General features: G+C 41.2%; 14 protein-coding genes. 12 read left to right on the plus strand and 2 right to left on the minus strand.

Annotation, left to right across the window (positions count from 1 at the left end):
* The first annotated feature begins 599 nt into the window (after positions 1-599).
* Positions 600-932 carry a hypothetical protein gene (locus RYM16_RS07285; RefSeq protein WP_314983155.1) on the plus strand — a complete coding sequence of 111 codons (333 nt, stop codon included), beginning with the start codon at positions 600-602 and terminating at the stop codon, positions 930-932.
* Between the two features lie 123 nt (positions 933-1,055).
* Here the strand turns inward: RYM16_RS07285 and bioB are convergent, their stop codons facing one another.
* Positions 1,056-2,084, minus strand: coding sequence for a biotin synthase BioB (bioB, locus tag RYM16_RS07290; RefSeq protein WP_314983156.1), 1,029 nt, complete (start codon positions 2,082-2,084; stop codon positions 1,056-1,058).
* 340 nt (positions 2,085-2,424) lie between these two features.
* Between bioB and RYM16_RS07295 the strand changes: the two genes are divergently transcribed.
* The 6 genes from RYM16_RS07295 (at position 2,425) to hemQ (ending at position 11,146) form a co-directional block, all read left to right on the plus strand.
* Entirely contained in the window at positions 2,425-3,696 is a 1,272-nt protein-coding gene (locus tag RYM16_RS07295) for a DNA repair exonuclease (RefSeq protein WP_314983157.1), read from the plus strand.
* Positions 3,686-6,568 carry an AAA family ATPase gene (locus tag RYM16_RS07300; RefSeq protein ID WP_314983165.1) on the plus strand — a complete coding sequence of 961 codons (2,883 nt, stop codon included), beginning with the start codon at positions 3,686-3,688 and terminating at the stop codon, positions 6,566-6,568. The genes RYM16_RS07295 and RYM16_RS07300 overlap by 11 nt, the downstream gene beginning before the upstream one ends.
* Before the next feature lie 133 nt (positions 6,569-6,701).
* On the plus strand, positions 6,702-7,745 hold the full coding sequence (hemE, locus tag RYM16_RS07305) for a uroporphyrinogen decarboxylase (RefSeq protein WP_314983158.1): 1,044 nt from the start codon (positions 6,702-6,704) through the stop codon (positions 7,743-7,745).
* Between the two features lie 4 nt (positions 7,746-7,749).
* The gene (gene hemH / locus RYM16_RS07310; protein WP_314983159.1) at positions 7,750-8,649 is read left to right on the plus strand and encodes a ferrochelatase; all 900 of its coding nucleotides are present in this window, start codon (positions 7,750-7,752) and stop codon (positions 8,647-8,649) included.
* Complete coding sequence (gene hemG, locus RYM16_RS07315) at positions 8,646-10,295, plus strand: protoporphyrinogen oxidase (RefSeq protein ID WP_314983160.1); 1,650 nt, start codon at positions 8,646-8,648, stop codon at positions 10,293-10,295. Before hemH ends, hemG begins: the two co-directional genes overlap by 4 nt.
* A gap of 119 nt (positions 10,296-10,414) precedes the next feature.
* Positions 10,415-11,146 carry a hydrogen peroxide-dependent heme synthase gene (gene hemQ, locus RYM16_RS07320; RefSeq protein ID WP_105097673.1) on the plus strand — a complete coding sequence of 244 codons (732 nt, stop codon included), beginning with the start codon at positions 10,415-10,417 and terminating at the stop codon, positions 11,144-11,146.
* A gap of 703 nt (positions 11,147-11,849) precedes the next feature.
* Here hemQ and RYM16_RS07325 read toward each other — a convergent pair.
* A complete protein-coding gene (locus RYM16_RS07325) occupies positions 11,850-13,187 on the minus strand; it encodes an MFS transporter (RefSeq protein ID WP_314983161.1) in 1,338 nt (445 codons plus the stop codon).
* Positions 13,188-13,542: 355 nt separating this feature from the next.
* Between RYM16_RS07325 and RYM16_RS07330 the strand changes: the two genes are divergently transcribed.
* The 5 genes from RYM16_RS07330 to narI all read left to right on the plus strand — a co-directional run bounded on the left by RYM16_RS07330 (position 13,543) and on the right by narI (position 20,587).
* Complete coding sequence (locus tag RYM16_RS07330; protein ID WP_105086443.1) at positions 13,543-14,229, plus strand: Crp/Fnr family transcriptional regulator; 687 nt, start codon at positions 13,543-13,545, stop codon at positions 14,227-14,229.
* Positions 14,230-14,300: 71 nt separating this feature from the next.
* The gene (locus RYM16_RS07335; RefSeq protein WP_314983162.1) at positions 14,301-17,978 is read left to right on the plus strand and encodes a nitrate reductase subunit alpha; all 3,678 of its coding nucleotides are present in this window, start codon (positions 14,301-14,303) and stop codon (positions 17,976-17,978) included.
* Positions 17,968-19,395, plus strand: a complete 1,428-nt coding sequence (gene narH, locus RYM16_RS07340; RefSeq protein ID WP_314983163.1) for a nitrate reductase subunit beta — start codon at positions 17,968-17,970, stop codon at positions 19,393-19,395. The genes RYM16_RS07335 and narH overlap by 11 nt, the downstream gene beginning before the upstream one ends.
* A complete protein-coding gene (gene narJ / locus RYM16_RS07345) occupies positions 19,395-19,919 on the plus strand; it encodes a nitrate reductase molybdenum cofactor assembly chaperone (RefSeq protein ID WP_314983164.1) in 525 nt (174 codons plus the stop codon). The genes narH and narJ overlap by 1 nt, the downstream gene beginning before the upstream one ends.
* A complete protein-coding gene (gene narI, locus RYM16_RS07350) occupies positions 19,916-20,587 on the plus strand; it encodes a respiratory nitrate reductase subunit gamma (RefSeq protein ID WP_265138423.1) in 672 nt (223 codons plus the stop codon). Before narJ ends, narI begins: the two co-directional genes overlap by 4 nt.
* Positions 20,588-20,741 lie beyond the last annotated feature (154 nt).

Below are 20,741 nucleotides of genomic sequence, written 5' to 3' on the forward strand. Positions count from 1 at the left end.
TCTTAGCAGATATCGACGCTAAACGTGCTGCTTTAGGTTGGGCTGAAGTAAAATAATAAAATTGTAAATCATACATAGTAGTTTGTAGTTATAAAATATAACCCTCAAAAGCTAAAGGAAATTATTTCCTAAAGCTTTTGAGGGTGTTTTTGTATTGCTATGGAGTTTACAACGAAAAAAGGACTCCATATGGAGTCCTTTTTTCATGTAAGGGGAGTGTTAGTATTAATATCAAATGAACCATGTATTTAAACAAGTAGTAGGTTTGGGGTTAGTATTACTTGTCGGGAGATAAATACACGTATGGTAACCAGGGAATTGTTACCTCTATTTATCATTTGATGTAGTTATTATAAAAACAATAAATGAGTTAAAAATGAAGATATTTAATAAATTGCTTTAAATTTCTTATATTTCTAAAAAACTTCGTAATTTAGTTTAATTATTGTTGATAAATATGGGGCAATTTTGGTATTATATATAAAGAAGAAGTTGTATATTTTATAAAGGTTTAATGCCATTAAGCTTTTATAAAGTATACAGCTCTATAGCATGAGAGGAGCAGTCATATGAGTAAAATATTAACCATATTATCTCTTTTGTGGCTACTCAGTATAGGGGGGACTGCTTACGCAACGGACTGGTACTATGTTGGACCAGATGCATCAGGAAACCAATTATTTATTGACAACGACAGTGTACAAAAGAGTGATTATGACGCACTTTTGTGGCTGCGAGTCAATGAACTGGGTGGCGACGAATTGCGGTACAAAGTTTATATCAGTAGATATAATAGAACCATGGAAACATTGAAGGTTGATGCGTACATGGCAGACGGGACGCCGTATGAAAATGTAGAATTTAATGAAAACCCTGAGCCTATTGAGGGTAATACTAATGGGCATGCTATTTACAATTTATTATGGAATTAAAAGAACCATCTAGCACAGCAAACTAGATGGTTCTTTTTATGTGTAAAATATTTATAAATCCTTAGGAATATTATCTATATACTACATTCTCAGAACACTGAGAATGGTATATACATGAAGAGATTAAACTTGGGCAGAATTACGACTCAATTCTAAGTCTTGAATCATTTGAAGATCGTCCTTAGGAGAGCGACCGCCCGTTGTTAAGTAGCCACCAACCATGATGCCGTTAAGGCCACCTTTTAAAGCATAAGCTTGTAAGTCTCGTAGATTTACTTCGCGACCGCCAGCAGTACGAATCAATGCGTTTGGCAAGATGAAACGGAATACAGCGAAGGTACGTAAAATATCTAGAGGACGTAAAGCTTTATTACTTTCAAATGGTGTACCTTTAACAGGATTTAAAATGTTGAGTGGTACAGAGTCAATATGCAAACGTTTAAGCTCGAATGCCATCTCTACGCGTTGTTCTAATGTTTCATTAAGCCCGAGGATGCCGCCAGAGCAAACGCGAATACCTGCTTTTTGAGCATTATCGATAGTAGACATTTTATCTTCGTAGGAATGGGTTGTACAAATATCTGGGAAGTGGCTAGGTGCCGTTTCGATATTGGAGTGGTATCGAGTTACACCCACCTCTTTCAATTTGATTGCTTGCTCATAAGTTAACAAACCAAGAGAACAGCAGATTTCGAGGCCAATTTCGTTTTTGATACGGTCTAATACACGAATGATTTGATTAAATTCATCTGGGTTATTAGTATTACGACCACTCGTTACGATAGAAAAACGAATTGCGCCGGCTTCTTTAGCTTTGCGCGCCGCATCGAGGATGCTTTCATCATCCATGAACGGATATACTTGAACACCTGTTTCGTGATGGGCAGATTGGGCACAGAATTTACAGTTTTCAGGACATTTGCCAGATCGTGCATTTACAATGGCGCATACATCCACGGAGTTGTCATTGAAATGCTGGCGAATTTTATCAGCCATAGCAAGTAAAATCATGGTGTCATCGTCTGACGTATGAATCAGCTCGATTGCTTCTTCCTTAGTGATTTCGCCGCCGTTCATAATGCGGTTTGCAATAGTAAGGATTTTTTCGTATGTACCCACTTGGGATGGTTGTTGGTCTGTAGGCAAAGCCATAATAGCCTCCTAGAATTGTTAACTTAATAAAAACATAAAATATTGACAATCTGATTGTAAACCTTCGTGCATAAATTGTCAACCAAATGTATTTATTGGTTAACATAGTTAGATCTAGGTTGCTATAAATTTACTTTGAATCCCCTTTTATGAGAAAAATATGTGATTATCTTATAATTTATATTTATTAATAATTTTGAGAAATTTATTTTAACTATATCTTTTTTGGGCTAATTGATAGCTATTTTTAACTTATCTTTAACGTTTTGTAGTATAATAGACTATTGTAATTACTATATATAACTATAATAAAAAGTATTAATACAAGGAGTGGATATAGATGCAGCCGTTTCGATTTATACACTGTGGTGATCTGCATTTAGGGGCACCCTTTCAATATGCTACAGGTATTAGCCGCGCCGTTGATCGCGCTGTGAGCGAAGCTACCTATGTAGCCTTTGATACAATCATTGACACTGCTATCGATGAGCATGTTCATGCCGTTGTCATAGCTGGTGATATTTATAATAGCGAAGACCATAATTTAGAGGCTCAAGTGCGCTTTGTGCGCGGTATGTATCGTTTGGCAGAGCATCGCATTGCAGTCTATATGGTACAAGGTAATCATGATCCTGCTGAAAGCTGGAAGGCGCAACTGCAAATGCCAGATAATGTACATGTATTTTCTAGTGAACAAGTACAACGCTTCCCGCTCATCGTTAACAATATTGAAATTGGTGGCGTTTATGGTATCAGTTGTGGTCATGGTAATGAAAACGAAAATTATGCTCGTCAATACCGTGCTTTTGAACGGGATGAGTTTTCTTTGGCCGTCATGCATGGCACGGTAGGTTCTAGCGTAGGCGCCGAAAATCACAATGTGACTGGTCCGTGTAATTTGACAGATTTAGCTGAGGCCGCAATGGATTATTGGGCTTTAGGACATATTCATAAATCCCAAATTATCAGCGAGGAACCTCTTGTTGCATATGCCGGTAATCCTCAAGGCTTACACCGTAAAGAAACAGGTCCTAAAGGGTGCTATTTAGTTTCTGTATCTCACAATGGTCATTGTGAACCGAGATTTATTGATACTAGTGCCATTCGTTTTGAGGAAATCAAAATCGATATTGCGGGTATGCAAAATGAATCTGATTTATTGGAAATTTTGCGCCATAAGAAAGAAAACTTGCGCAAGCAGTACAAGAAAAATATTTTGCTATCCATTGTTCTCAGTGGTACTGGCCCGCTACATCGCCTATGTACACAAGAGGGCGTGCGCAATTTGTGGCTTCAAGAGTCTCAAAGTGAAGAAAAAAGCAAATCTATATTTGTCATGCCTTATCGCATTATCTCCAATACGCGCCCTAGCATTAATTTAGCAGAACGCCGTTTATTATCCGATGTAGTAGGCGACTATCTGCGTGCTTATGACGATATGGTGGAGGGGAATGCTGTACAGACGGCACGCCAAATTTTGGCTGATCGTCCTGAGTTTAAACGATTAGGCGTATATGCGGATGTATTGAGCGATGAATTATTAATGCGTGCTTTGAAACGTTGTGAAATAGAAGGTGTTACTGTATTGATGGGGGCTAATGATGAACATTAAACGCATACGATTTGATGAATTTGGCCCGTATCGTGATTGGTCTTTCACAACGGGTAACAATGGGGTTCAGCTCATGTATGGCCCTAATGAAAGCGGTAAAACATCGCTGCTTGAAGGGATGCGTACCTTATTATTTGGGGGCACTCATAAGGCCTATGGTCCTATGACTGGCGCTCTCGAGGTGGAACGCAATGGTGAAAGCTACTATATTGGCCGTAAAGGCAAACAGCTAGACTTTTACAGTCCTGGAAATCCTGCCATCCATGAAGAGCCTGCTCAATATTGGTGGCATGGGATCGATAAAAAGACATATAACCGCATTTTTGCATTAACCTTAGAAGATTTGCAAGGCCTTGATGTGTTGCAAGAGGTAGAGGTTCGGTCTCGTTTCTTTGGCGCTGAAGGGGGCGAGCATTTAGGCTCCGTCGTAAAGGATGTGGAAAAAGGAGCCACTGATTTACTCGTAGCATCCTCAAACGGCAAACGTCGTATTAATGTATTGATGGATGAGCTGAAGGAAAATCGCCAAAAGCTAAGTCAATTGGCAGAGCACGAAGCACAATATGTGGAGTTGCAGAAAGCCTTTCACAGTACGGAACAGACGGAAGGTGAGTTACAAGGTCAGTTGCAAGAGTGGAAGGAATACCGTGATGGCGTAGATGTAGTGTTGCGCGCATGGGATACGTATCGTCGCAGTGAAGAGGCGCGTATGCACATGCAGCAGTACAACAGTGAACTCGCCTTGAGCCGCGATGAGTTCCTTACAATCGATGAAGATATCAAACGAGCTCGTGACAATATGCAACTCTGGCAAGAAAAGGAAGCGGCGTTAATGCCAGCTAACTTTAGCCCAGATAGTCCGTTTGGCACCTATGGTCAAGATATTGAGGACCTCATTCAACAAGGTGCTAAGTGGGAACAATTACGTCGGCAGTGCGAAGAAGGGGATGCGTACATTCATAAGGTACGCGAGCAACTAGAGTACTCTCGCAAGATGTATTCGGCATGGCGTGATGATGAACCTATGGCTGAGGATGTTAACTGGTTTGAAGGTGAACGCTTAGCTAGTCGTCTACGCACTGCTAAAGATCAATTGTTGCATTGGCAGGACCGCAAGCCTGCAGAGGCTTCTGATGACCTCCCAACAGCTAACCTTGAAGGGGCATCTTTGCCAAATTATAGCGAAGAAGAGTTGGCGAAAAAAGAACATCTCGAACGTGAGTTAGAGTTGATCTTAATAGATATAGATCGAGTGATTGCAAAACGAGATAGTTATGGTCCAGATGCTCAACCGACGAATTTACCAAAATGGTTACAACGCATTAGCGGCATAGGTGCTGTTATTGGCGTATTACTTGTGTTAGCAGGATTATTAGTTCTTGAATCTGTACTCTATACTATTGGGGGCTTTATCTTATTGATTCTGTCTATGGCGCTATTCTGGTACGCTACGTGGAGAGCTCATAATGGTAACTCAGATGTGTCTAAATTGAACTATGAGTTACAAATCTTATCCTCTCGTAGATCCGATGTAGAACATCAGTTAGAAGCGTTGATTAAGGCAGCTACACCAGTCATTAGCCCTGTGCCATCTCTGGAAGGGGCAGCTCACCTCGATCGATGGATTCAAGAAGGCCATACATTGCAAGGTATTTATGATGAAGCCCTTGCGGATTGGCAGGCTTGGTTGCCTCAAGGGGCGGCGAAGAGCCTTACAGAAGATGATTTCTTTGGCCTCAAGCAAGAGTATGATCAATACCATGAACAGTTGCGGACTATTGAAGGTTACGAGAAGCGTTTAGCAGAACATAAAGAGGGCTTACGCGTTATTGAAGACCAAGCGATGACCTTGTGGTATAACCTCGGTGTAGAGGCGCCTGTATCTCCAACTGAGCTTAAACGCATTTACAACCAATATAAAAATTTCCAACAAAATAAAATCGTATGGGAACAAAAGGAAGCACAACGCAAAAGCTTCCGCAATGAATACGATAATTGGCATCGAAAGGAAAAAGAATTACTCCTTCGCCAAAAAGAATTACTTCATAAAGCTGGTATGGAAAGCTCTAACGAGTACCGTCAACATCTTATTGATGAGGACCAATACAAACAGTGGCAAACCATTTACAAGCAAAGTCAGGTACAATTAGATTTATTAGCACCTGATGCGGAGAATAAAGACTTGTTCTACCGTCGTTTGCGAGAAGGTAATAAAGATAATTGGCTCGATGAATTGGCTCATTCCGAACGGGAGATGGCATCTATCGAAGATAAATTAGCTACCTTGTACGAGCGTCGTGGTCAAATTGTGGAGGCTATGCGCGCTCTTGGGTCTGACCAAGAGCAACAGCAAATGTTGCAAGAGCGCGAAGCTCTTCAAAGCGAATTAGAGGCTGCCTTGGAAGACTGGGCTACACAAGTTCTGATGAGCCACTGCATGGATAAAGCGCAACAATCTTACGAGCAAGAAAAACAGCCTCACATGCTTGAACTAGCATCCTCTTATATAGAACGTTTGACTGGTGGTATCTATACCTTTGATATCCTCGGCATCAACGAAGGGGTTGCTCTTGTTAACGGCAATGGGGAACGATTAGAGCTTAAGTTCTGGTCTAGCGGCTTAGCTGACCAAGTATACCTAGCGTTGCGCTTGGCACTGGCAAAGGTATTCTCATACCAAGTTGAGTCCTTGCCGATTATCTTAGACGATATCCTTGTACGCTTTGACGAAAACCGTCAACGTAGTGCTTTGGAACTATTGGCTGAAATTGGTAAGAACCAACAAATCTGGTTATTTACTTGCCAACGAACTGTATATGATATGGCTCAATCTATTACTGGTATTGATCGGCATAGATTAAGTCGCAGTTAACTTAAAATCCCTGTGGAGGCTTTTAGCTTTCACAGGGACTAGTAAAGAATAAAATCATGTAAGAGGTTGTAACTAAAATAACTGTTTTAGTTATGTAACTGTGTTAGGATACATTTAGAAAGGGGTTGAACACTTGAATACAGCATATTTGGACATGATCCAAGGGAAGAACCCTGGTGTGACGCCTGTGTGGTATATGCGACAAGCTGGTCGTAGTCAGGCGGAATACCGCAAAATTAAAGAAAAATACACTTTATTTGAAATTACAAAAGAACCTGAATTATGTGCTCGCGTTACGGAGTTACCTGTTAAGGAATATGGCGTTGATGCGGCCATCCTTTACAAGGACATCATGAGTCCTATGGTGGCGATGAATGTAAATGTAGAGCTGAAAGCTGGCGTAGGGCCTGTATTTAGCACGCCTATTCGCTCCATGGCTGACATAGATAAATTAGAAGCCTTTGATCCTACAAAGGTCGACTATATTGCAAAGACGATTACGTTATTAACATCTGGCATGCTTGATGTACCGCTCATTGGTTTCTGCGGTGCGCCGTTTACGATTGCGTCCTACCTCATCGAAGGGGGACCGACGAAGAACTATAATAAAACTCGCGGCATGCTCATCGGTGCACCTGATGTATGGGATGCGTTGATGACAAAATTGGCTGACATGTCTATTGCGTACTTATCCATGCAAGCCGAGGCAGGGGCTAATGCGCTGCAAATCTTTGACTCTTGGGTAGGTGCTGTTAATGCAGATCAATATAAACAAGGGATTTACCCTCATATGGAACGCATTATCAAGACGGTAAAAGCAAAATACCCTCATTTGCCTATGGCTATGAATGGTGTTGGTACAGACCATTTAGTATCTATTTGGTCTCATTTGCCCCTTGATGTTATCGCTCTAGATTGGCGTAGCTCTATCGTTATGGCGAACGAGCGTGGCGTAACACAAACGGTACAAGGTAACCTTGACCCAGCATATCTATTTGGAGATGAAAAAACATTGGCTCGCGAAGTGGACCGTATCTTGCTCGAAGGCATTCGTTATGGTCGCCATATCTTCAACTTAGGGCATGGTGTATTCCCAGAGGCAGATCCTAAAAAACTTCATTGGTTAACGGACTATGTCCATGAACGTAGTCGTGAGCTGTGGGCTCAAGAGGGTTAAGCTGGTGAAAGTAGAGAAAAAAGGTTTATTATTTCTATCCTATGGAAGCCCTTCAAGTAAGGAAGATTTAGTGCCGTATATGACGAGTATTCGTCATGGCCGCGTGCCCACAGAAGGCGAGATTGCAAATCTTACTCGTCGCTATGACGTGATAGATCAATGGTCTAATCTAGAGTTGCAGAAGATGGCAGAGAATCAATATAAAACGTTGATGACTTCATTGCCAACTATGCCATCAGCTATTGGTTATTTACACATGAAACCATCTATTGCTGAGGCGGTAGACTCTTTAGTCCACCAAGGGGTGGAGCATATTATCGCTATTGTGACGGCTCCGTTTTTTACATCTCTTGGTACTGGTGCCTATGAAAAACAAGTGCAAGCAGCTATTGGTAAACATGGGGCTGTAACATTCGATTTTATTCGTTCTTGGTGGGACCAACCGGCTTTTACAGAATACTGGAAAAAAGCAGTCGTAGATTGTGTGAATGCGACTGAAGATATATTCGTTATTTTTAGCGCTCATAGCATACCTCTTATCAATAATCACGGCGGTGATTCTTATGCATTCGCCTTACATGAAAGTGCCAAAGAGATTGCAGAGCATTGTAAGTTATCTAAGTGGGCAGTGGCGTGGCAGAGTGCGGCTCCTCACGGTCAATGGTTAGGCCCTACAGTGGAAGAGGCTATCGACCAAGCTTTGCATACTGGTGCAACACACATTGCTTTCGTGCCTTTTGGCTTTGTAAGTAATCATGTTGAGGTCCTATACGATAATGATGTAGAGTGTAAAGAGCTTGTTGAAAATGGGGACGCAATGTATTTGCGGGCACAGATGCCGAATTGTAATGAAACATTCTTACAAGCCATGGCGAGTGCAATAGTAGAAAGGATTCATTCGTGAACGTAACAATTGTGGGCGGTGGCCTAACAGGGCTAACAGCGGCTTATTATCTAGGCCATGCTAAGCCAGAGTGGAATATCACTCTTTACGAACAAGCACCACGATTTGGTGGGAAAATACAAACACAACGAGTTGATGATTTCGTTGTAGAACTCGGTCCAGATTCTTATTTGGGCCGTAAAACTGAAATGACAGATCTAGTACACGATTTAGGTTTAGGTGATACCCTTGTATCTAATGAGACGGGGCAAGCCTTTGTATATGATGAGGGCTCAATTCATCCAATCCCAGGGGGCTCTATCATGGGCATCCCTACGGAAATGATGCCTTTTGTGAAAGCAACGCTCATTTCTTGGTCTGGCAAATTGCGTGCTGGCTTAGATTATTTCAAAAAGCCTTATGAGCTCGATGAAAATGGTGATGTGTCTATTGGTCATTTCTTTCAATACCATTTAGGTCAAGAAATGATGGATAAGCTTATCGAACCACTATTAGCTGGTATCTATGGTGGTGATATCTATAAAATCAGCCTATTGTCTACATTCCCTCATTTTATTCAAGTAGAACAAAAATATGGGAACATGGTAAAAGGGATGATGGCGGCTAAGATGGGACACTCAAAGGCGGGCGTCTCTAAGGCTGCCAAAGGTGCCGTAGCAGAAGGCGATGTGCCACGTGCTGGTAAAGGTATCATGACAGACCGTCAATTTGAAAGCCATGAAGCAAAGTCCACTAAGGCTCAAGCGGATATGGCGAGCCGTAAGGGGACTGCTGCTCAATCTGGTATGTTCCGCCAGTTAACAGGTGGTCTTGAAAGCGTGATTACCGCTATTGTTGATGCTATGCCTAGTAATGTGCACTTGTATACAGGTAAGTTGGTTTCTAATATTCGATATATTGAAGGTATGTATGCTATTGATGTGGTGAACTCTGGAAACGATGCTTGTGGCTGTCAGTCTCATTCTAAATCTATTAGAACTGCGTCTATTAATGCTGAGAACAGTGTAGAAGCTAGTGATTCTACTACAGATTTCGCTATAGAGGTACTTCTTGATAAAGCTCCTGCTATGGCGGATCATGTGATTATCGCGACACCGCCTGCCACATATACGCAATGGTTTAAGGATGACCCAGGTTTTGATTTCTTGCGTTCTATGGAGCAATCAAGCTGTGCTATTGCTATTATGGCCTTTGATAAAAGTACCTTTGATGGCGACTTAAAGGGCTCTGGACTCTTGATTACTCGTAAGACAGACACACCGCTTACAGCGTGTACCATTCTAAATCAAAAATGGCCACAAACAACGCCTGATGATAAAGTGGTATTGCGCGTCTTTATCGGTAAGCCAGGCAATGATGTGGTGGAACAATATAGTGATGAAGAACTTTCAGAATTAGCAGTCGAAGAAATTCAACACATTATGCGTTTCTCCGCTAAGCCTGAATGGGTGCGCATCAATCGCCTCATTCACTGCATGCCGCAATATAATGTAGGGCATCGTGCAGGTATCAAGGCTGTACGTGAACATGTAGCTGCAAACTATCCAAATTTACACCTCATCGGCACGCCATTTGATGGCATCGGTATTCCTGACGGCGTAAAACAAGCAAAAGAATTAGTGCAAAAGCTTGTAAATGAGAAGTGAAATCGAAAACTAACTTGAAAAGACTCCATATGCTATAATAGTATATGGAGTCTTTTCGATTCCTATTGTAATAAAACTATATCATTTTAATAGAATCACCATAGATAGGAGTGATCATAATGGGAAAAGCAATCCCTACAGTAGAAGGTTGGCATAGCCAACACATGGTATTTGCCATGGATTTTAGCGCATGGAACTGTTTTACAGCTGATGAAAAAGCAGCAGCGCGCAACGAATTAAAAGCATTTTTAGCAGACCTTGAAGCTACACATCAAGCTAAAGAAGGTAGCTATGCATTCTATGATTGTAATGGTGCAAAAGGGGATTTGATCCTATGGATTCTTGGTCCATCCCTTGAATACTTGGCACAAGTAGAACGCAAGTTCCGTCGCCTTGCAATTGCTAGCGTATTGGTACAAACTTACTCTTATACATCTGTAACAGAAGTAAGTGCCTATGTTAAGGCTAAACTTGATACAGAGGAAGTTAATAAAAAATTATACCCTCATGTACCTCGCGATAAATATATCTGCTTCTATAACATGACTAAAAAACGTGATGGTGCAGATAACTGGTTTATGTTACCACAACAAGAACGCGGTGCGTTGATGCGCTCTCACGGTGAACTTGGTAAAACATACCTAGACGTGCTGTCTGAATACACTACAGGTGGCGTTGGTTTAGATGACTGGGAATGGGGCATTACTATCTTCAGTAACGACGACATCCAATTCAAAAAAATCGTATACGATATGCGCTTCGAAGAAGCCAGCGCAAGATACGGTATCTTTAGCGACTTCTACGTTGGGACCATCATCGACGATGCACTACTAGAAGAAATCTTTGGATAATAAAAGGGACTGCTTGGCAGTCCCTTCATTCTAATTTGACGATATATATCTTTAACTTTATAATATAAATAGATAGTCAGACGAGTAGGAACGTCAGGCGCATCTCAAAAAATGAATTATCTAGGAAATGGCCTTTCTGTTTATCTAATTACGCATGGTAACGGAGGGCTATTTGCTTTTTGTGAGGCAAATAAGCGCTATAAGTGCACCAAAGGAAATGACTAATGTCAATATTCCAATGATAACTGTAATAAGTTCAAAGTCACTCATAAGCTCACCCCCTTCTATAACGAAGAGAGGCCCAACCTCGCTGACTACCTTAAGACTATTATAAGCTGAACAAATATACGATACAATAAGCAGAGATTTATTGGTATATATGGATTTAATAATGAAAAAGGGGACTGCCTAGCAGTCCTTTTTTTCTCCCTCCAAAATGAAGGCTATAATTTTGAACAGAAAATTTGGTATACGCACGTATACTCTGTAAAATATAATTCACAATGTATGAGTACTGTACTCATAACTATATTTTCATAAAAGAGAACCCCGCATCGATCCGACTTACGAGGTCAAGGCCCTAGGCCGCAGACCTGATACGTATGGAGGAGAGATGCGGGGTTTCTTTTATCACTTAGTTTAGAAAAGTGAATTATATTTTGTTGTACTGTGGAGTGAACGTAAATTTTCTGTTTTCAGAAAATTATACGTTCATATTGGCTGCTTTACGCACATAGAACCAGTAGCACACTACTACTGTTAGAAGGTTGAACACAAGTAATGCAACGAAAGCTGGGTAGATACTACCGAATGTAGTATATGTGAAACCGAAGATTTTAGGTGTAATGAAGGCACCGTATGCAGCCACGGCAGCAACGAAGCCTGTGATCAAAGAGGATAATAGCGGATTGCCAAATACGTGTGGAATCATACGGAATGTAGCACCTGTTGCGAAACCACAGCATACGAAGGTCAATACGGACATCGCAAAGAAGAATGGGAAGTTGTGCATATCTACGCCAACTGCAATTAGCGCTGTTGTTACACATAGACCGAGAAGGCTTACAAAGGTAACTTTTGTACCGCTGTTAATTTTGTCTGCTAACCAACCACCTACAGGACGAAGTGCACCTGCTACAAGTGGACCTACGAATGCGATAGAAGCAAATGGTACTTCTGGGAATTCTTTACCTACTAATAGACCAAGTGCTGCTGCATAACCAGAGAAAGCACCGAAGGAACATGTATAAAGTAATGTAAGAGCCCAAGTGTGTTTGTTACCAAAGATTTGTACTAGATTTTTAGGATTTGGTTTTTCTTGAGGTAAGTTATCCATGAATCGTGTCATAAGTGCAAGGATAACAACGAGTGGTACGATCCACATGAAAGCTGCATTGGCAAGGTATACTGCGTTTCCTTTGATGATAGCTGGTGTTACACCAAATACGCTACCTAGTGCAGCAGAACCCATAGCGAATGGAGCCAAGAAGTAGATTACGGAAATACCAAGGTTACCAACACCGCCGTTGATACCAAGAGCAGTACCTTTTTCGGATTTAGGGAAGAAGTTGCCAATGTACGCCATGGAGGACGAGAAGTTGCCGCCCGCTAAACCGATAAGGGCAGTCAAAATCATGAATGTCGTATAAGAAGTTGTTGTATCTTGAACGGCAAAGCCGAGCCATACAACAGGAACTAATAAAATAAGTGTGGAAATAAATGTCCAGTTTTTACCACCGATTAAGGCTGGCATGTAGGTATATACAAAACGTAATGTAGCACCTACAAGGCCTGGCAATGCAGCTAAGGTAAATAATTGATCGGTTGTGAAATTAAAGCCTGCGCCGTTGAGTTGCGCTGCAATGGTTGCCCATAAATACCATACACAGAATGAAAGGGTTAATGCAATTGTGGATATAACCAAGTTTTGTTTAGCAATTTTTTTACCAAACTTTTCCCAAAATTCTGGATTATCTGGTTGCCAATTAGCCACAATTTCGCTACGGCTTGCCCCTACTTGAGGCATTTTTAGTTCGCTCATTTTGAACTTCTCCTTACTGAAAAACTATACATGCAATGAAGACATGGAAGATACAATTATCAGTCAATGTATATGAATATTGCAATCTATAGAGTTTCTATAGAAAGTATTCGAATTACTTAGAGAACTGAGTTATAATTATTGTATCAACAAAATTTGCAATGTCTTATATCACAAATATATTATATATTGTAAAAATTTTTGTGAATGTGACATAAAACACACATATTCTGAAATTAATAAGTTATAATAATCTTATATATACAAAAAAGTATATAATACATGTACTTTTACTATAAATAGATTAGTATAACTAATGGATTTTATTTTAAAAGTACAATGGAGTGGTGAAGGTATGGATAAAAATTTAATTAACCAATTACTTGCTTTGCCGGGCGAGGAACTCCATCTTAAAAAAGGTGATTTTCTCTTCCATGAGGGGGACAAGGCAGAACACTTTTACGTAGTGTTAAAAGGTAGAATGAGCATTAAGAAATTCGAATCTAGTGGGCACATTTTTGCGTTGCGTCTAGTAGGTCCAAATAATGTAATTGGTGAGGTTCCGTTGTATGAGGAGAACACAAGAACGTATGTGTTCAACGCCATCGCTCGGGAGGATTGCTCTGTTTATTCCATTCGCTATGATGTGTTAGAGCCAGCTATTGCAAAAGATCATTCATTGGCTATTGCGATGATGCAAATCTACACATTACATATGCGTCGTCAACAGGCAAAATACCGAGACTTGCTACTATATGGCAAGAAGGGAGCATTTTATTCTACCTTGTTGCGCTTAGCCAATAGTTATGGTGTAGAGCGCGAGGATGGTATCTTTATCGATATCGCCCTAACAAATCAAGAGTTGGCTGAATTTGCTGCCACATCAAGAGAAAGTTTAAATCGCATGCTAAGTGAGTTGCGTAAGTTGGGCTATGTAGCCTATGACAAACACCATCTAGTAATCTGTGATTTTGATGCTTTAATCGGATTGCTTGATTTAGAGGTTGATAATATAGACCCTAATATTAGTAATATCGAATAACAGTATTTTCTCCTTTGTGTTAGCTCAGCTAGCACAAAGGATTTTTTTGTAGTTTTGAAGGAGGACACGAGATGAGCTTGTTGTCTCAAAAGTTTAAGTTTCTTCGCAAGAAGGACGTATCTCCAAGCGGCCATCAAATAACTGAAGATGGCGGTCGCGAGTGGGAAAATTTTTATCGTGACCGTTGGTCTTACGATAAAGTTGTCCGCACAACGCATGGCGTAAACTGTACTGGTTCTTGTAGCTGGAATATTTACGTTAAAAATGGTGTTGTTGCATGGGAAAACCAAGCGATTGATTACCCTGAAACACCTGATGATATGCCGGATTACGAACCGCGTGGGTGCCCTCGTGGTGCGACTTTCTCTTGGTATCTCTATAGCCCATTGCGCGTAAAATATCCATATGTACGCGGTGAATTGGCTGAGCTTTGGAGAGAAGCGAAAAAGAATGCTAAGAACCCAATCGAAGCTTGGAAATCTATCGTAGAAGATCCAGAAAAAGCAAAAAAATATAAATCTGCCCGTGGTATGGGTGGCTTTGTGCGCTCCACATGGGATGAAGCGACAGAAATTACTGCCGCATCCTTATTATATACTGCAAAAACATACGGCCCTGACCGCAACGCTGGCTTCTCTGTAATCCCAGCGATGTCCATGTTGTCATATGCAGCAGGTGCTCGTTTCCTTAACTTAATGGGTGGTTCACCATTGTCCTTCTATGACTGGTATGCCGATTTACCACCTTCTAGCCCTCAAGTTTGGGGTGAACAAACTGATACTCCTGAATCTGGTGACTGGTACAATGCTGGTTACATTATGACTTGGGGTTCTAACGTACCATTGACTCGTACGCCAGATGCTCACTTCTTAACAGAGGTTCGTTACAAAGGTACTAAAGTAGTATCTGTATCCCCTGACTATGCGGAATCTACTACATCCTCCGATGCATGGCTCAACGTAAAAGCCGGTACTGATGCGGCTCTTGCTATGGCAATGGGCCACGTTATCCTAAAAGAATACTACATCGACAAAGAAACTCCATACTTCAAAGAGTATGCAAAAGAGTTTACAGATATGCCATTCCTTGTGCGCGTTGAAGACATCAACGGTGCAGTTCAACCAGGTCGTTTCTTAAACGCTAAGGACTTAGGTCGCCAAGAGGAAGGCGCTGACTTCCAAATGGTATTGATCGATGAAATTACAAATGAAATCGTTATCCCTAATGGTACAATGGGCGAACGTCACACAAATCCACAAAAATGGAATTTGCGTCTTGAAAACCGTGATACAGGGGCTAAAATCGATCCTCGCTTATCCGTATTTGATCAACGTGAAGATGTGACTGTTGTTAAGTTGCCATACTTTGGCGATGAAGAGCACGAAGGTGTTATTGAACGTGCTATTCCAACTATTACAGTACAAACTGTAGATGGTCCTGTAAAAGTAACTACCGTATATGACCTCATTCTTGCTAACTATGGTATCGATCGTGGTATCGGTGGTGAAGTGGCAACATCTTATACAGATGACACTCCTTACACACCTACATGGCAAGAAAAAATTACTGGTGTAAAAGCAGATATAGCTATTGCTACGGCTCGTGAATTTGCAGATAATGCAGAAAAAACTAAAGGTCGCTCCATGATTATCATGGGTGGTGGTATTAACCACTGGTACCATGCAGATATCATTTACCGTACAATCTTGAACCTTATCATGTTCTGCGGTACAGAAGGTGTTAACGGTGGTGGTTGGGCTCACTACGTAGGTCAAGAAAAACTTCGTCCTGTTGAAGGCTGGGGTGGTATCATGACAGCTAACGACTGGAGTAAAGCTCCTCGTTTGCAAAATGGTACATCTTGGTTCTACTTTGCTACAGAACAATACCGTTCTGATTGCATCGACTTGGCAGACCGCACATCTAAATTAGCTAAACCTCGTTACCGTCACCCTGGTGACTATAACGTATTGGCGGCTCGTTTAGGTTGGTTGCCATCTTACCCTACTTTCAATAAAGGCAGCCAAGAATTGATTAATGATGCTCGTGCAGCTGGTGCTGGTACAGAAGCAGAAATTAACCAATATGTGGCGCAAGCGTTGAAAAATAAAGATTTACAATTTTGCGTAGAAGATCCAGCGGCTAAAGAAAACCATCCACGCAACTTATTCGTATGGCGTGCGAACCTCATCGGTTCCTCTTCTAAAGGTCACGAATACTTCTTGAAACATTTATTGGGCACTAAAAATGCGGTATTGGAAGATGATGATGCGCCTACACGTCCAGAAGAAATTAAATGGCGTGAAGCTGATGCAGCAGGTAAACTAGACCTTCTCATCGACATCGATTTCCGTATGGCATCTACAGGCTTATATTCTGATATCGTATTCCCAGCGGCTACATGGTATGAAAAAGAAGACTTATCCTCTACAGATATGCATCCATATGTACACGTATTCCAAGCAGCTGTTGATTGCGCATGGGAAACTAAATCTGACTGGGATACATTCCGTACCCTTGCAGAAACAGTATCTCGCGTAGCAAAAGAGTCTGGCTTTACAGAATACGAAGATATCGTAGCATTGCCTCTTGGTCATGACAGCCCAGGTGAAGTGGCTCAACCAGAAGGTAAGGTTCTCGACTGGAGCAAAGGCGAATGTGAACCAATTCCTGGTAAAACAATGCCTAACCTCGTTCATGTAAAACGCAACTATAGCCAAATCTTTGAAAAATTCATTGCTTTAGGACCTAACATCGAAAACAAAATGGGTGCTCATGGCTTGGCGTGGGATGTATCCGATGAATACCAAACATTGTATGCACAAAATGGTACTATCGATAATCCAGAATTTATTTCTCATGGCCGTCCAAGCATTTACGAATGTAAGGAAGCTTGTAATGTTGTATTAACATTATCTTCTTGTACAAATGGTAAATTGGCTGTTCGCTCTTGGAAAGCGATGGAAGAAAAAACAGGTCTTTCTGGTCTTGAAAAGAATGCAAAAGGCCGCGAACAAGAAAAAATTACCTTCGATGATATGGTTCGCCAACCGCGCTTTATCATTAGCTCTGTAACAAGTACTGGTAAGAACGATAAAAACCGTCGTTATTCTCCATTTACTACATCTACAGAGGATAAAGTACCATTCCGTACCGTAACAGGTCGTCAATCCTTCTATTGTGACCATGAAATGATGCGCGATTACGGTGAAGCTATGGCATTGTATAAACCTGTATTGTCCTACAAACCAGTACAAGGTGATTACAAACAAGAAGGCATTCCAGAAATTACATTGAAATACTTAACACCACATAATAAGTGGTCTACACATAGTATGTACTTCGATAGCCAACAAATGTTGACATTGTTCCGTGGTGGTCAAACAATTTGGCTCAACGAAGATGATGCAGCAGAAATCGGTGTTAAAGATAATGACTGGGTAGAAGCTTTCAATAAAAATGGTGTTGTAGCAGCTCGTGCAGTAGTATCCCCTCGTATTCCTCGTGGTATTTCTTACATGCACCATTCCCAAGATCGTCACATCAACGTTCCTGGCACGCAAGTTAAGAAAGATCGTCGCGGTGGTACACATAATGCACCAACTCATATTCACCTGAAACCGACACACATGATCGGCGGTTATGGTCAATTGAGCTATGGATTTAACTATTATGGCCCAACTGGTAACCAACGTGATATGACAATTGTGGCTCGTAAATTGAAGGAGGTGGATTGGCTTGAAGATTAAAGCTCAAGTATCCATGGTCCTAAATTTGGATAAGTGCTTAGGCTGTCATACATGCTCTATCACTTGTAAAAATACATGGACGAACCGCGAAGGCGCGGAATATATGTACTTTAATAACGTGGAAACTCGCCCAGGTGTAGGTTATCCGCGAAATTGGGAAGACCAAGAAAAATGGAAGGGTGGCTGGACGCTAGATAATTCTGGTAATTTAGCTCTTTCTACAGGTTCTAAAACAAATCGTTTGATGAAGTTATTCTTCCATCCTGAACAACCAGAATTGAAGGATTATTTCGAACCTTGGACATATGACTATGAAACATTGATTCATGGTGGTCGTAAAAATAACCAACCAGTAGCTCGCCCTCGTTCCCTTGTAACGAAACAAAAAATGGAAGTGACTTGGGGCCCTAACTGGGATGACGATTTAGCTGGCGGTCAACATGCTCGCTCTGATGTGAACTTGACTAAGATGGGCCAAGATATCGTATTTGACTACGAAGAAGTATTCATGCGTTACTTACCACGTCTTTGTAACCACTGCTTGAACCCTGCATGTGTAGCTGCATGTCCATCCGGCGCGATTTATAAACGCGACGAAGATGGTGTAGTTCTCGTATCTCAAGATGTATGCCGCGGTTGGAGACATTGCGTTCCATCTTGTCCATACAAAAAAATCTTCTATAACTGGGAAACTAATAAAGCTGAAAAATGCGTATTCTGTTACCCACGCTTGGAAAATGGCTTGCCTCAAATCTGTGCTGAAACTTGTGTAGGTCGTATGCGCTACGTTGGCGTTGTCTTCTACGACATGGACAAAGTAGAAGAAATGGCAGCCACAAAAAATGAACAAGACATTTACGAAAATACAGTTGAGTTAATCTTAGATCCTCATGATCCTGAGGTTATTAAAGCTGCTCGCGAAGAAGGTATCTCTGAAGCATGGATTAAAGCAGCTCAAAAATCTCCTGTGTACAAACTTGTAAAAGAGTGGGGCGTGGCATTGCCATTGCATCCTGAGTATCGCACATTGCCAATGGTTTGGTATGTACCACCACTCAGCCCAATCTTGCAACGTGTAACATCTGATGTATACTTGCCAGATGCACATGAAATGCGCGTACCTGTACAATACCTTGCTAACTTGTTTACAGCAGGTAATACAGAAATTTTAGCTCGTACCTTGCAACGTGTTCTCGATATGCGTGAATACATGCGCCGTCGTGAAACAGGTGACGGTCCTATTGAACATAAAGTTGATTTAACAGAGGATCAAATGTACGGTATGTACAAATTGTTGGCATTGTCCAAATATAATGATCGCTTTGTTATCCCAGCTGATGTGAAAGTATCTCGCGAAGGTCGCTTAGAAATGCAACAAAATCGCGGATTTGCTTGCCCAACAGGGGGATGTCAATAATGAAGGATGCTCAGAAAATCGCTCTTATTGCGTCATTTCTTCTACGCTATCCCGATGAACAATGGTATAACGAACTATCTGAATGGAGAGAGGACGCCCAATCCGTTGGGCATCCTCAACTTCGCCAAGGTTTATTAGAGTTCTTTGACTATGTAGAGGAAGCTAATAAAAAGGAATTCGAAGACCAATATGTTCGTACCTTTGATTTTAGTCAAAATACAACTATGTATTTGTCGACTTATGAATTACAAGGTACAGGGGAACAAGCAGAAGAACTCGTTAAATTTAAAGCTTTCTTCCTAGAAAACGACTATGATTTGCCAAAAGAAATGCCAGACTATATTCCAGCACTTCTTGAATTATGTGCCGTTATCGATGATGAAAAAGCAAAAGAAATTTACGACTATTGTAAGCCAAAATTGGAATACATTAGAGAACGCTTCATTGAGGCTAAATTGCCTTATGCATTCTTGTTTGATATTATCTTGTCTGTTGCAAATGGATTGGAGGACGGTGCACGATGAATCTATTCCTTTGGGGCGCTTTGCCTTACATCGCTTTCACCTTCTTAATCGTAGGTACCTTGGTTCGTTTCTTCTATTTTGAAAGAAACTGGACTACAAAATCGAGTCAATTTTTAGAGAAAAAACAATTGCGTATTGCCAATCCATTGTTCCACTTTGGTTTGCTATGCGTTATCGGTGGTCACGTAGTAGGTGTATTAATCCCTAAAACTTGGACTGCTGCTATTGGTATTAATGACCATCTGTACCATCAAGGTGCGTTATATATGGGCGCTGTAGCGGGGCTTATCTTTATCGTAGGCTTCTTGCTCTTGATGAAACGCCGCTTCACAGTAGCTGAGTTAAAAGTTAACACATCTCGCCTTGATAAATGGTTATACTTGTTCTTAACATTAGCCATTTTCAGTGGTATGGCTGGAACATTGCTTAATGCATCTGGTTTCTTTGATTACCGCGTATCCATCGGTCCTTGGTTCCGTAGCTTATTAGCATTTATGCCGGATCCATCCTTGATGGAAGGTGTACCATTTATGTTTAAATTCCACATGTTCGCGTGGATGGCAGTGGCAATCATCTTCCCATTCAGCCGTTTGGTACACTGCTTGAGTGCTCCACTCAACTACTTAACACGTCCGTTCATCGTTTATCGTAAACGAGATGAAAAATAATTAGGATGATGATTGATTTGTACGTCCTTTATAATATGACAAATTAATCTTAGCCCCTTGTATTGATATTAGTTTATACTAATCAATACAAGGGGCTTTTATTGGCTCTCTGTCAAATGTTGGGGTATTCACCCTACGAGTCTTCTTTGGCACC

The sequence above is a fragment of the uncultured Veillonella sp. genome, from assembly GCF_963524655.1.
Classification (GTDB): Bacteria; Bacillota; Negativicutes; order Veillonellales; family Veillonellaceae; genus Veillonella.

Bases quoted from the DNA above. Each gene is read 5' to 3' on its own strand.
- RYM16_RS07325 (WP_314983161.1), bottom strand. From the start codon at position 13,187: ATGAGCGAACTAAAAATGCCTCAAGTAGGGGCAAGCCGTAGCGAAATT.
- RYM16_RS07330 (WP_105086443.1), top strand. From the start codon at position 13,543: ATGGATAAAAATTTAATTAACCAATTACTTGCTTTGCCGGGCGAGGAA.
- RYM16_RS07295 (WP_314983157.1), top strand. From the start codon at position 2,425: ATGCAGCCGTTTCGATTTATACACTGTGGTGATCTGCATTTAGGGGCA.
- hemQ (WP_105097673.1), top strand. From the start codon at position 10,415: ATGGGAAAAGCAATCCCTACAGTAGAAGGTTGGCATAGCCAACACATG.
- RYM16_RS07300 (WP_314983165.1), top strand. From the start codon at position 3,686: ATGAACATTAAACGCATACGATTTGATGAATTTGGCCCGTATCGTGAT.
- narI (WP_265138423.1), top strand. From the start codon at position 19,916: ATGAATCTATTCCTTTGGGGCGCTTTGCCTTACATCGCTTTCACCTTC.
- narJ (WP_314983164.1), top strand. From the start codon at position 19,395: ATGAAGGATGCTCAGAAAATCGCTCTTATTGCGTCATTTCTTCTACGC.
- RYM16_RS07335 (WP_314983162.1), top strand. From the start codon at position 14,301: ATGAGCTTGTTGTCTCAAAAGTTTAAGTTTCTTCGCAAGAAGGACGTA.
- bioB (WP_314983156.1), bottom strand. From the start codon at position 2,084: ATGGCTTTGCCTACAGACCAACAACCATCCCAAGTGGGTACATACGAA.